At 65.4% G+C, this 12569-nt stretch carries 11 protein-coding genes and 2 pseudogenes; 6 read left to right on the top strand and 7 right to left on the bottom strand.

The window, feature by feature from the left end; translation table 11 throughout:
• Positions 1 to 659 precede the first annotated feature (659 nt).
• A pseudogene (locus NA4_RS39720) lies at positions 660 to 1319 on the top strand (transposase); the annotation flags it as partial.
• Positions 1320 to 1360: 41 nt separating this feature from the next.
• Here the strand turns inward: NA4_RS39720 and NA4_RS34340 are convergent.
• The 4 genes from NA4_RS34340 to NA4_RS34325 are packed head-to-tail and all read right to left on the bottom strand — an operon-like array spanning position 1361 to position 5575.
• A complete protein-coding gene (locus NA4_RS34340) occupies positions 1361 to 2752 on the bottom strand; it encodes an FAD-binding oxidoreductase (protein ID WP_245671718.1) in 1392 nt (463 codons plus the stop codon).
• On the bottom strand, positions 2749 to 3666 hold the full coding sequence (locus NA4_RS34335) for an NADP-dependent oxidoreductase (protein WP_067479603.1): 918 nt from the start codon (positions 3664 to 3666) through the stop codon (positions 2749 to 2751). Before NA4_RS34335 ends, NA4_RS34340 begins: the two co-directional genes overlap by 4 nt.
• Positions 3663 to 4115 (bottom strand): PPOX class F420-dependent oxidoreductase, encoded by a 453-nt coding sequence (locus NA4_RS34330; RefSeq protein ID WP_067479601.1) that lies wholly within the window; start codon positions 4113 to 4115, stop codon positions 3663 to 3665. The genes NA4_RS34335 and NA4_RS34330 overlap by 4 nt, the downstream gene beginning before the upstream one ends.
• A complete protein-coding gene (locus NA4_RS34325) occupies positions 4112 to 5575 on the bottom strand; it encodes a DHA2 family efflux MFS transporter permease subunit (RefSeq protein WP_067479600.1) in 1464 nt (487 codons plus the stop codon). The genes NA4_RS34330 and NA4_RS34325 overlap by 4 nt, the downstream gene beginning before the upstream one ends.
• Before the next feature lie 87 nt (positions 5576 to 5662).
• Between NA4_RS34325 and NA4_RS34320 the strand changes: the two genes are divergently transcribed.
• The 5 genes from NA4_RS34320 (at position 5663) to NA4_RS43395 (ending at position 10136) form a co-directional block, all read left to right on the top strand.
• On the top strand, positions 5663 to 6316 hold the full coding sequence (locus NA4_RS34320; protein WP_067479599.1) for a TetR/AcrR family transcriptional regulator: 654 nt from the start codon (positions 5663 to 5665) through the stop codon (positions 6314 to 6316).
• A 105-nt stretch (positions 6317 to 6421) separates the two neighbouring features.
• Complete coding sequence (locus NA4_RS34315) at positions 6422 to 7057, top strand: tyrosine-type recombinase/integrase (protein ID WP_281180096.1); 636 nt, start codon at positions 6422 to 6424, stop codon at positions 7055 to 7057.
• Positions 7054 to 7380: a helix-turn-helix domain-containing protein gene (locus NA4_RS34310; RefSeq protein WP_067479598.1), complete on the top strand. Its 327-nt coding sequence runs from the start codon at positions 7054 to 7056 to the stop codon at positions 7378 to 7380. The genes NA4_RS34315 and NA4_RS34310 overlap by 4 nt, the downstream gene beginning before the upstream one ends.
• 164 nt (positions 7381 to 7544) lie before the next feature.
• Positions 7545 to 8939 carry a site-specific integrase gene (locus tag NA4_RS34305; protein WP_157129477.1) on the top strand — a complete coding sequence of 465 codons (1395 nt, stop codon included), beginning with the start codon at positions 7545 to 7547 and terminating at the stop codon, positions 8937 to 8939.
• 1071 nt (positions 8940 to 10010) lie between these two features.
• Positions 10011 to 10136, top strand: a complete 126-nt coding sequence (locus tag NA4_RS43395) for a hypothetical protein (RefSeq protein WP_281180095.1) — start codon at positions 10011 to 10013, stop codon at positions 10134 to 10136.
• 718 nt (positions 10137 to 10854) lie between these two features.
• On the opposite strand, the gene NA4_RS34300 is transcribed toward NA4_RS43395, so the two are convergent.
• The 3 genes and pseudogenes from NA4_RS34300 to NA4_RS42960 form a co-directional block, all read right to left on the bottom strand.
• The gene (locus tag NA4_RS34300; RefSeq protein WP_157129476.1) at positions 10855 to 11526 is read right to left on the bottom strand and encodes a DUF8020 domain-containing protein; all 672 of its coding nucleotides are present in this window, start codon (positions 11524 to 11526) and stop codon (positions 10855 to 10857) included.
• Between the two features lie 416 nt (positions 11527 to 11942).
• Positions 11943 to 12101 (bottom strand): hypothetical protein, encoded by a 159-nt coding sequence (locus tag NA4_RS40985; RefSeq protein WP_157129475.1) that lies wholly within the window; start codon positions 12099 to 12101, stop codon positions 11943 to 11945.
• Positions 12102 to 12395: 294 nt separating this feature from the next.
• Positions 12396 to 12569: pseudogene (locus tag NA4_RS42960) on the bottom strand (hypothetical protein); the annotation flags it as partial.

Raw genomic sequence — 12569 nt, 5'->3', positions numbered from 1 at the left:
CTCTCGTTACACGGCTCCCACTGTCGAACCAGTGGGCAAGGCGCCGTGTTTCCAGTGCGCGAACATTCCGGGATAGACCGAGGCGAACTCGGCCAGCCTCCGACGCGCCCGCCGTTTATGTCAATTGGCGTAACGACACGTCATCAGTGGTTCACTTGCGTTCGCCTTCTCGGCCCACACCTGCTGCCTCATGGACAGCTTTTCCCCGGACGCTCACCACCACGGCTCATTCACCGCAGCAGCTCGGGGTGGTTTGACACCTGCACCTGCATGCCGATACCGAAGGACCTGCCTTCATCTCCACAACAGCACGGTAACAACGAGATTCGTGCTTCTACATCACAACCTCCCTGTCACCTTCAGGACACACCAACGCTCTCGCGGAATCTTACCGCACTCGTTGCCTGTCTGACCAAGTCGGAGCGACCACGGTCTGGAGTGCACGAGGAGGATCGCAGTTGGGTTGGCCACGAAGGAACCCAGTCCGGTCGATACGTCCCCGGTGCCGATTCGCACAATCCGGGAAAATATCCCTAACCCGGGGCTTTCACGGCTGGGGTGATTCGGCGGTTGCCCGTGAACGGAGAATGGTGCTCTGAACTGCGATAATACGGCTTGTCGAAGGTCGTATCGGTCGCGTTGTCAGGAGCACCATTCCGGTGGGTAAGTGTAGTTCGCCGTATCCGCGGCTGGCCGTGGACGGGTCGGGTGCGGGTGTCGTGTCGCAGGCTGGGGCCGTATTGCTGTTGCGGACCGCCGAGACAGTGGGCCTGACCAGGGTGTTGCCGGAAGCGTTGGGGCGGTGGCGGAAGCCGCTGTCGGTGCACGATCCGGGCAAGATCGTGCTGGATCTGGCGGTGGCGGTCGCGCTGGGCGGCGATTGCCTGGCCGATATCGGCATGCTGCGCGCCGAACCCGGCGTGTTCGGTCCGGTGGCGTCGGACCTGACCGTGTCGCGCGTCATCGCCGCGCTGGCCGCCGAGGCGCCGAAAGCGTTGGCCGCCATCAGATCTGCGCGAGCACCTGCCCGCGCCGAGGCCTGGGCTGGTGCCGGTGACCGGGCTCCCGATCATGGCATCGACGCCGGGCATCCGCTGATCATCGATCTCGACGCGACCCTGAAGATCGCACACTCGGACAAAGAAGCCGCGGCACCGACGTTCAAGAAGACCTTCGGCCACCACCCGCTCGGCGCGTGGGCAGACCACGGCCCGGCCGGCACCGGAGAACCGCTGATCACCGAGCTGCGGCCCGGGAACGCCGGCAGCAACACCGCTCGAACTTGCGTCTCTTCTCCGCCATCCGGCCTTTCCTCTATGGTCAGGCCTCCACGGTACGAGGGGAAACGCGCCCCGGCAATTCAGATACCCACCGGGAAGTTGCTCCGGAAGATGTTCCGAGGATCGTTGCGCCGCTTGATTTCGCGCAGCTTGGTCAGGGTGTCGGTGCTAAACGCACGGGTTGTGCTGTCGCCTGGGGAGAGGAAGGTGAACGGTACCCGTCCGCTGAGTTGGGGGTGCAGGGCGTCGCGGTAGCGACGTATTCGATCCTCGGTGCGCGGTCCGGCGTCGGCCACAGCGGAGAGCGTGAGCAGGTATTCTTCGGTTGGGGGCTCGGTGGCACTGTCGGTACGGGTGGCCAATGCGCCTCCGAGATGGCGCAACTGCACGTTGAACAGCGGTTCAGGGGGTTCGATCAGTATCTCCGTGTCACCGTCGTCGAGATGTGTGAGCAGTTCTGCGTGTGATCGGGTCGAACTCGGCTTGGTGGGTTCGGCTGTGATGCTGCCGAGTTGATCGAGGGCGAGTACTCGGCGTGTGTCGGAAATTCGACCGGCTATCTGGTCAAACGGACGCAACAGCTGGCCGGCCTGGTCGGGGGCGCCGAGATGGGTGGCGTCGATCGCGACCATCGGCGGCCGACCGGGGAACTGCAGCAGTTGGTACCACACGGTGAGTTCGTCTGGAGCGCGGCTGGTGACCAGCCGGTAGGCATCGAGTACTGGTCGTGCCTGGTTGATGGACCAGACGAGTCGTCCGCCATAGAGCGTCGGTGCGGGCGTCAACTCCAGTTCGATGGCGGTGACGAGGGCGAAGTCGCCGCCGCCGCCGCGCAGCGCCCAGAACAGGTCGGCGTCAGAATTCCTGGTGATGCGGTGGGGTGTGCCGTCGTGGTCGATAATGTCGATCGCGAGAACGTGGTCGGCGGTCCACCCGTACTTGCGGCTGAACCAGCTCAGGCCGCCGCCGAGGGTATAGCCGATCACGTTAACCGCAGGCGTGCTGCCTGCGGTGGCCAGCAGATCGTGTCGCTGGAGCGCGCCGAGAAGTTCGCCCCAGGCTGTACCGGCACCGATGCGGGCCGTGCGCAAATGGGGGTCGATGTGAATCTGGTTGAGTCGGTTGGTCCGGACCAGAATGGTGTTGCTGTCGGCGTTGCCGCTGGCGCCGTGGCCGTTGGGTTGGACGGTGACGGTCATGGCGGTGTCGCGGGCATAACGAACTACAGCGGCAGCATCGGCGCTGTCAGCGAGTTCGACCACCGCGGCCGGTTGTTGGGCAACTGACATGTTCCAGGGCCGGGCCGCCACGTCGTATTCGCCGTCGCCTGGCCGGAGTACCCGGCCTCCGACCACCTGCCGAAGGTCACGGGCCGCTGCGGCGTCGGTTGCGCAGCCGGTCTGCAACAGCGCGCTGCCGACACCGAGGGCTACGGAACCGAGGAATGCGCGGCGGGTCGGGTGGCTCGTCACGAGACCACCAGCGCCAGTTTGCCTCGGACATGGCCGGTTTCGATGGCTTCATGCGCGGCGACCGCTGAGTCGAGGTCGTACACCGCCTGGATCTCGGTCGCGAGTGCTCCCGATGAGTAGGCTTCGGTCAGTGCGCGCAGCCGGGCCTGTGAACGGTCGGTACTGATAACACGGATGCCGTACTTCATAGCTGCCGAGCTGTATGCGACTGTTGCGATGTGGTCGGACCGCGGGACAAGTTCCACCGAGGCGGTGAACGCCTCGGTGGTGCCGACAGCGATCAGCGCGCTGTCCACGCCGTCAGGTGCCAGCGCGCGGACCCGTTCGATCAGACCGGCACCGTAGGCGACCGGAGTCGCTCCGAGCGAGCTGAGGTATTCGTGGTTGGCAGGTCGGGCGGTACCGATTACGTTCGCTCCACGCGCAACTGCGAGCTGCACGGCATAGGACCCGACACCACCAGCCGCGGCGTGGATGAGGACCGTCTCCCCCGGACCGACACCCAGGATGTCGAGCGCGGTCGAGGCGGTCTGACCGGACGCGGATAACACACCGGCGTCCTGCCATGGCATTTCAGCGGGCTTGGCAACGACCTGCGTCGCATCCACGACGAGATGCTGTGCATAGCAGCGCTGTTCGGCCCAGCCGAGTACGTGGTCGCCGACTTCGATACCGTCGACTCCTTGTCCACAGTCCACCACGGTGCCCGCGAACTCGTTGCCGAGCTGCTGCGGGAACTGTGCGGGCGCGAACTGTCGGACGTCGCCGCGACGGAACAGTGCATCGAAGGGCTGCACGCCAGCCGCGGCGACGGCGATCATCAGTTCGCCGTGGCCCGGGTTTTGGATGTCGACATCCACCGTCTTCAGCACGTCCGGTGCGCCATAGCGTTCGAAAACGACTGCCTTGGTCATTGAGAATCCTTGTCGTCGGGAGTGAGTTCGGTGACGATACGTAGGCCGGACATGGGGTCGATCGGATCTACTCCAAAGCTGATGATGCGGCGCGGATGGATTCGGATGATCGGCCCTTCCAGCCGGGCGGCCGAGTCGACCGGGTTGTGCAGCGCCCGCGCTACTCCCCGGACTTCAAGGCAGCGCACGCCGGTCGGCGGCATATCGTCGATGACCACCGAGACCTTGGGATTGGCGACCACGTTGCGGAACTTGCGGCTGGCGGCCATCTGGAACCCGCCGATGTCGATCGTGGCGGTGGTTGCGTTGAAATACACGCTGACCGGGTTGATCTGGACCTGTCCGTTCGGCTTGACGGTCGCCAGCCGACCGAGCCGATGGGTGCGCAGGTAGTCCAGCTCGGCCTCTGTGAACGGCGCTGTGCCGGGCCGCGCCGCATCCGTTGTCATGCCATCACTCCGTAGTCGACGTTCGCGGCGGGGCGCCGGGGCAGCAGGAACGCCAGCGCAAAGGCGATCCCTTGGAGGGCGAGGACCACCCATAACGTGTCCTGTAGCGCGTGGACGAAATCGCCCTGTGCACGGTCGAGAAGCGCTTGGAAGTAGACGGTGCCCATTACTGCGACGCCGACTGCGCCGCCGAATTGCTGCAGTGCTGTCAGGGCACCCGAGGCGGAACCGGTTTCGTGGGTCTCGACGCCCGCCAGGACGATGCTGAAGAAGGGAGCCAGGGTAAAGCCGAGTCCGACCCCCATCACGAACAGCATGGGCGCAAACGCCAGTGCTGTGGCCCGGTCGAGCACGGCCAACTCGATCTGAATGGCCGTGATCCCGGCCGCGATGGCGGCGGTTCCGATGTGGATCAGGCGCCTGCCGAGACGGTCGGACAGACCCGCGCCAGCGGCGACGAAGCCGACGACTCCGCCGACCGCCTGAGGCAGCGCGGCCAAGCCGGCGGCCATCGGCGAATACCCCAGGCCGTCTTGGAGATACACCGTGAGCACCAGCGCGAAGCCGGTGATCGCGCAGAAGAAGGCCAGCCCCATCACGAGTCCGCCCGCAAACGCGCGTTTGGCGAACAACGCCGGAATGATCAGCGGTTCACCGCCGCGGCGCTGGAACGCTGTCTCGAACAGTGCGAACGCGAGGAACATCACGACTGAGCACGCCATGGAAACGAAGGTCCACACCGGCCAGTCCGCAGCCCGACCTTGCACGACCGGATAGACCAGCAGGCCGACTGCCAGCGAAGCGAGCATGATTCCCGCCCAGTCCAGCCGCGACGCGGTGCGCGCCATGGTCGGCAGGAACCAAGCGCCGACAACAAGCACCACGATTCCGATCGGCAGGTTGATCAGGAAGATGGCGCGCCAGCCGAGACCCAACAGACCGCCATCACTGAGCCACCCGCCCAGGATCGGACCGCCGACCGCCGACAGTCCCATGATCGGGCCGAACGCGCCGAAGGCGGCCGAGGTCTCCTTGGGTGGGAACATCTGCTTGATGAAACCGAGGCCCTGAGGCAGCATCACCGCACCGAACAGTCCTTGCACCACCCGACTCGCGATGAGCATCCCGGGCGAGCTCGCCAAGCCGCACAACACCGAGGCCGCGGTAAAGCCAGCCGCACCGATGAGGAACATTGCCTTGCGGCCGTAGATGTCACCGAGGCGCCCGCCGGTCAGCAGTCCTACAGCCATCGACATCGTGTATGCCGCACCGAGCCATTGCACGAGTTCGGCGCTGCCGCCGAGCTCGGAACGAATGGTCGGTGCCGCGACGTTCGTGATCATCACGTCGATCAGATCCATCACCGACGCCGCCAAGATGGCCGCGAACGCTATCCACCGGTATCGGTAACCAATTGCGGCCGTGCCCGTGGCTGGGTCGGCATGAATGTCTTGGCTCACGGCCCTAGTTTCAATCAAACGATTGAACTTTGTCAATGACACAGTTGAACTTTGTCATCCATCCACATGGCCAACTAGACTGAGGGTATGCCTGGATCTGAGCCGGTATCGCCCCAGCGTCGCCGTCGGGCCGTCGCGCCCGAGGAGCGTGGGCGGGAAGCCGACCAGACCCGCGAACGGATCATCGCCGCGGCGCTGGCCGAGTTCGGCGCCAAGGGCTATGCGGGCGCGCGAACAGCGGGCATCGCGGCCCGCGCCGGGGTCAACCAGCAGCTGATCGCCTACCACTTCGGCAGCAAACAAGGCCTGTTGGAGGAACTGCGGAAGCGATGGTCGAATCTGGAACGAGAGGTACGAGCGAAAGGGGAAAGCTTTGCGGACTCGGTGCGCGGCTACCTCGACGCGACGCTGGACAATCGCGATTGGGCACGCCTGGTGATCTGGCAATCACTCGGCGACGGACCACCCCGCGATGAAACCGCCGCAGCACAGCCCGCGGCAGGCATGGACGGTTCCGTACTCGCCACAGCAGTCGAACGGATCGGTGCCCGTCAACGCGCGGGCGAGCTGCGCGCCGACCTCGACCCCAAGTTCATCCTGCTACTCGCGTATCTACTCGCCTTTGCACCGATCGCGCTACCGGCGGTCGTCGAGGGAATCTATGACCTTGAGCCGTCGTCACCGGACTACCGACGTACAGTACTCGAGCAGTTGGTCCGAGTCGTCGAGCCGAGCACGTGAACCAGCCTGATCTTGGCGACGTCCGTAGGCATGACGACTTCGATGGTCGGACGGCGCAAAGCGCGTCGATTACCGGTTTGAGATCCACAGATCCAGGTTAAGACGTTGTTCGCCGGGTGGCGTGAGGAGCTGGCGAGCTGCCGCAAGTTCGCGCCGACGGCACGGAATTATGTTGCCTCGCAGTTGATGTCGAAGGTCGGTTTGCGGGTGAACGAGGCCCGCTGCCTGGACTTGGCGGATATCAAGTGGGAGCTGGGGCGATTCGGCAAGTTGCATGTGCGCATCGGCAAGGGGGCTCGCTGCAGCGGGCCGCGGGAGCGGATGGTGCCGTTGATCAACGGTACTGACCGGGTGCTGCGCTGGTATGTCGAAGACGTGTGGGGACACTTCGATGATGACTACCGGCGACCGGGTGCGCCGTTGCTGCCGTCGGAGCGCAAGAACGCCGATGGCACGTGCCGGCGGGTCGGCGACGACGCGTTGCGGGCCGGTCTGGCCGCCGCGGCGGCCGAGCATCTGCCGGCGTGGGCGGACAAGCTGACCCCGCACGTGCTGCGGCACTACGCGGCGAGCGAGCTGTATTTGTCGGGTCTGGACTTGATTTCGATCCAGGAACTGCTCGGGCACGCCTGGATCGCCTCGACTCTGAATTACATCCACGTTCACCGGTCCCGGATCGAGGACGCCTGGGTCGCCGGTCAGCAACGTGCTGCCCACCGTCTGGAAGGACTGCTGTCATGAAGTGGAACATGCGGCTGGCGGCCGCGAACCGCGGTATCTGGAAGGCCAGCGAACTACAGCGCAAGCTCGCCGACCACGGCGTGGTGGTCAGCGCCGGGAAGATGTCGGGCCTGTGGTCGGGAAACCCCATCAGCATCAAACTCTCCGATCTCGATGCCATCTGCGTGGCACTCGGCTGCACGATCGATGAGCTGCTGATCCCGGAACCGGAGAAGGTCGCTATGCCTGGAGAAGACACCAGCACCGGGCTGGCTGCCGCGGCGTCGGGTCTGGAAGTGGTGAGGCCACGGCGGCGTGACGGCCGTTCGTTGCCGCCGCAGTGAGTAACTCCGGCTATGTGGTTCGCACTTGCGCAGATTGTCTCGCCTGGGGCAGGCATTGGGCGAAGGGCCGCTGCGTCGGCTGCCACGTCTTCAATCGCCGCCATGATGTCGGCGACTGTATCGGCTGCGGGCGCCGCGTCGCATTGAGCAACGGCTATTGTCGATTGTGCTGGAACCAGGCGCGTATCCTTGCCCGCGAGTCGGGCGGCGAGCACGCCACCGTTACCGGACAGTTGCAGCAGGTCCGATACCACCAGCTGTTCATCGCGGAGCTGCTCGTCATCCGGCGCACGCAGCCGCCGCCGGTACGTCCGCCCGGCCGGCCTCGCCGACCGGTGCCGCCGCCGGCGGTCCGCCCGGATGACACCTGTAGCCAGCTGATGTTGTTCGGGCCCTTGATCCGGGATTACACCAGCATCGACGAGCGCAGCGAGGACGTCAGCGGCAACCCTTGGTTGCGGTGGGGCCGGTACCTGGCTCACCAACTCGGTGAACGGCGGGGATGGGGGAAACGAACACGCGACAACGTCGACCGCGGACTGGGAATTCTGCTGTCACGCTATGCTCCCGGTGACGCGGTGCACTACACCGCAATGACCGCGTGCCTGCGCCACCGCGCGATCTCCTCCGATCGAGTCGCTGAGGTTCTGCGCGAGATGGAAGTGCTGATCGATGATCGTGAGCCGGCGTTCGAACACTGGCTGGCGGGCAAACTCGATGACCTCGCCCCCGGCATCGCGACCGATGCCGAGCGGTGGCTGCGATGCCTCCACAGTGGTGGACCACGCACCAAGCCCCGCAAGATCGGCACCGTCTGGAACCACGGCAACCGCATCCGCCCCGTGCTGCTGGAATGGTCGGCCCGCTACGACCACCTGCGCGAGGTCACCCGCGACGACATCCGCGCCGTCCTCGCCCAGCACCACGGCCATGCCCGCGAAAGCCTGATGTGCACGCTGCGTTCACTGTTCGGCCACTGCAAACGCAACCGGGTCGTCTTCCGCGATCCCACCAACCGCATCCAGGTCAGCAACGGGACCGAAAAGGTCGCGCAGCCCCTCGCGGCCGACCAGATCCAAACCTCGATCGCCCGCGCGACGCGCCCCGCCGACCGGCTGATCATCGCGTTGGCGGCGATCCACGCCGCCCGCACCGCGGGCATCCGACACCTCCAGCTCGATGACCTCAACCTCGGCAACCGGCGCCTCACCATCGCCGGGCACCCACGCCCGCTCGACGACCTCACCCACCACCTGCTCATCAGCTGGCTCGATTTCCGACGCGCACGATGGCCGGTCACCGTCAACCCGCACCTGATCATCAACAAGCACACCGCACTGCAAACAACCCCCGTCAGCACAACATGGATCCGGATACCATGCCGCGGCCTGCACGCCACCATCGAAAGGCTCCGCATCGACCGCCAACTCGAAGAAGCCCTGACACATGGCCCCGACCCGCTGCATCTCGCCGCCGTATTCGGACTCGACCCCACCACCGCCATCCGCTACACCACCGCGGCGCGACAACTGTTGCAGACTCCAATCGAGACCTTCTGACCCGGGTACAGACCGACCCTGGTCATGATCTATGACGTGGGTTCCGGGCAACCGCGGAAAGTCGCGGTGTTGCGGCCTGCGCGGGCACGGCGACACTCGTCACCGACCCCGATCGCTGCCTGGTCGCCGAACACTGGTACGACCGCGGCATCACCGTCTACGACCCACCTCAGCGAATCAGCCCCCGCGACGTACGCCGCTTCTTGCGGGCGCTGCTGGAAACACCGACGAGCAGCTACTACCGGTGTGTGGACGAAAGCCCACCGCGACGGCCAGGCGGATGAAGGGCAGAACATCGCTCGCCGCCGTAAGCCAAGACGCTGATCCCAGATTGTCGGCCCGACTGCTCTTGCCCCCGTGGCCCGCACCGGCCGCCGATCTCACCGCAACGCCTGCTGTCCCGGCACCCGGCATCCGGTTCACCAGCAATAGCCGCACACGACCCGTTCGACCGCGACGGGAACCACGCCGCACAGCGCGGAGCGCTCACCGACCGGGGCACCATCCTTCGGTGCGGATCGGCGCGTCAGCGGGGGTCGGGTCGTCGCGGTCAGAGCGCGCTGCTGCCGAGGGACAGTACGCTGCTTCCGGCGCTGAGCAGCAGCGACAGAATCGACAGGAAATTCACTTCGAACTCTCTTTCTCCTGGCCACCGCCAGGGCTCTCAGAGGCCGATCCGACGAGGTTTCAAGCGCTTCGGCACCTCGCTGGCAGACCGCTCGGGTGCAGCGTAAGCACTCACTGTGATCGGTGACGCGTTGCACTGCCCACGTCTGGCAACAACGGACACCGAGCAAGCTCCTCGGCGACACGTGACGTCCCGCGCACCTGCTGAACCTGCGAGGAATCAACGCCTCATGGTTTCGGCCGGATGGTCGAGTTGGGTGTCGGGGCGGTGGTGAACAAGGTCGGGCAGCGGGCGGGGTGCGCACCGTTGAGCTGGGAGTTGTTCGTCACCGAGGACACGGGCGCGCTCGCGGTCTCCGGCACCACCGCCAGCCAGGACTACAGCGAAGCTCAGGTTACGGAGATCGTGCAGGCCTGGGCGCAGCTGCTGGGGCTATCCCAGGTTTGCCGCCGTCCACGGGTGGGACCATCGAGTATCGGGGAGTCATCGACGGGATCGAGGTCGAGGTGTGGGGTGTCATCGACCAGCAGTTCTTCGACCTCGTCGCCGGACTCGACTTCCCCGAATGAACAGCAGTCGCCCAGCGGGCGAGGCGGGCATCAGCTGTGCTGGAACTGCCAGTGCTGGGTGTCGCTGGTGGGGGTGTAGCGGGTCAACCCGACCTGTTCGCGGTCGCCGTCGGTGTCGTGGCCGAGTAGATCAAGGACGAGGTCGCTGGCCGTGCGGACAGCGATCCGGTGACGGTCGGGGTGGGTGTCGTCCCAACCCGTTCACGATCCGATACACCCTCGCTCAATACAGCCATAATCCAGAACCCACCGGCCAATGACATCCGTTGTTTTGCGGCTCCTCCGGAGACCCGAAACCGTCGCACGCCAACAGATTTGATGCCGTTCGACGACGGCTTGGGCCCCGGGCACTGCCCGGGGCCCAAGCCGTGCTGGAGGCGACATCCTCGACGGGGCATCGAGGCTTATCGACGTTACCTCTGCTCACCCGGGTGGAGGGGCGGCCTCGCACCGGTGTCGCGCTCAGCGGTAGGAGGGGTGACATGTTCGCGTGCGGCGGCATCCTCGAAGCCGGGGTTCGAAGCAAGCGAATTCGGGCACTGGTCGAAACGCCGTAGGTTCGGCTGTGAGGCCAGGGCTGGGCCTGCGGTGCAGTGTCCAATCGCGCGGATCGGATTGCGCACCCACGAGACTTCTTTGTGCTGAAACCGGAAATACGCAGGTGAGATGGGGTGCCCTGGTTGTATGCGTGCACTATCGGCTTGCAGTGTCGCGGAAGTTACGAGGGCGAGCCCGGGTGCTCGGTACCGGGCGAGGTTTCCTCGTCGTAGGGCTGGTTCATGGTGTTGTGGAACTTGATGGCAGCAGCGATTCCCACCGGGATACCGAGAATCGCCGCACCGGCGATGGCACCGAGTCCGCCGAGCACACCCGCACCGGCGAGGCAACCGGCGATGAGGGTGAGACCACCGGCATCAAGGATCGGAGCCCCGAAGACCGCGCCGGCCACCGCACCGACACCGCAACCGACAGCCGCACCGATCACACCGCCGCCCAGCGTCCCGGTTCCGACGGCCAGATCGAACTCGTTGATGGCGGCGTGGATCGCCGTGTCGAATCGCTCGGTTCGTGGATCGGCGGCGATGTCGTCGAGATGCATATCCGGTGTCGCTGCCCGGGCAGCCGCCTTGACCTCGGCCGGAGCTTCGACCACTTCCAATGCTTTGGGCTTGACCGCGAAGGACACCACCCCGGCCACGGGCGTGCCGGTTGCGTCCTTCACCTGGAACTGGCCGCCCTGGGTGATGAGGGTGGCCATCCCGGTCTCGACGACGACCGACCGGTCCAGGGTGTCGCTGGTGTAGTGGACCCCCGGCATGATTTCGGTGCTCAGTGTGTGCCTGTCCAGCATCGCGGGAGCGGCCACAACCGTTCCGGACCCGATTCCCACGGCACTCACCACTGTGACAGCGACAACGGTAGCGCGAGCGATCCTGTTCATTCCTGCCTTCAACTCTCGATCTCCGCTCCGCGCGGACTGCGCAGAGACAGCGGGTGCGGCGACCTCGCCGAGCACCGCGCCGAGACTCTATCAGAAAATGATTTTCATTGCCTTCAAGCGGTAATGGGATGGCAGACTCCGGCGCGGTCACTGCCACCAACAGATTCGCTCGTCCTGACATCGACCCATGCTTTCGGTGGAACGACTTCCGGAACGAGTGGCGTTGCGGTTCGCTCTGGTCGCCGATCCCCGGCGGCGACTTGACGACCTGGTATCGAGTCGTTCTACTTCAACCGGAACGGATGTGCCAGAACAGAATCCGGCCATCGAACCTCCGACGATGATCGCCCCGGGCCCGTACTGACCTACTTCGCGGCTCGGGCGGTGGTGAGACCGGGCAGGTCGGTGATGCGGGCGTCGGAGGGCGGGTAGCCGAAGGTGAGCACATGCGGGCCGGAGCATTCCCGGATGAAACGCCAGCCCCGGGCGGCAAGGGTGATGCCGATTCCGGGGAACGCCCGCATGCCGGTCGCGGTCAGCGGGTGCGCGAAGTCTGTGGCCAGAGCCTGCGCGAGGCTGGTGGGTGGATAGCGGCAATGCCAGATCGCGGTTTGCCTCGAGGTGGCCAGTCCGCTCCTGCGCCCGGGAGCGCTGGCGTGGGTGTCGGGTTCGCGCTGTCCGGCGGTTGGGCGTGCAGTCTACTCCTCATTGTTGCCCTGGTCGTGGACACTGATGCTCGCAGCCTGGTTGTCGACGTTCACGTTTTTCCCGGCCCGTTCGTTCACGTAATTGGGCAGGTGGTGGTCCTGGGTGATGTTCTACCCGACCTCCTTCTGCTGTGTCTTGGGTTCGTGGTTGCCGCGGGGCCGCTTGTTGGGCCTGTAGGACGGGCCGTTCATGAACACTTGGTGGCTGGTGTTGATCAGGCGGTCCAGAAGAGATTCGGCGACTACGGGATTCGGGAACAGCGGGTACCAGTCGGCGGGACTGCG

Source organism: Nocardia amamiensis NBRC 102102, assembly GCF_001612745.1.
Taxonomy (GTDB): domain Bacteria; phylum Actinomycetota; class Actinomycetes; order Mycobacteriales; family Mycobacteriaceae; genus Nocardia; species Nocardia amamiensis.
The sequence above is the reverse complement of the archived record's forward strand: the minus strand, read 5'-3'. Positions and strand labels throughout refer to the sequence as shown.

What these genes read in the sequence shown, in the direction of transcription:
- NA4_RS34320 (WP_067479599.1), top strand. Translation starts at nt 5,663, where the DNA reads ATGCCTGGATCTGAGCCGGTATCGCCCCAGCGTCGCCGTCGGGCCGTC.
- NA4_RS40985 (WP_157129475.1), bottom strand. Translation starts at nt 12,101, where the DNA reads ATGCGGGCGTTCCCCGGAATCGGCATCACCCTTGCCGCCCGGGGCTGG.
- NA4_RS34335 (WP_067479603.1), bottom strand. Translation starts at nt 3,666, where the DNA reads ATGACCAAGGCAGTCGTTTTCGAACGCTATGGCGCACCGGACGTGCTG.
- NA4_RS34310 (WP_067479598.1), top strand. Translation starts at nt 7,054, where the DNA reads ATGAAGTGGAACATGCGGCTGGCGGCCGCGAACCGCGGTATCTGGAAG.
- NA4_RS34330 (WP_067479601.1), bottom strand. Translation starts at nt 4,115, where the DNA reads ATGACAACGGATGCGGCGCGGCCCGGCACAGCGCCGTTCACAGAGGCC.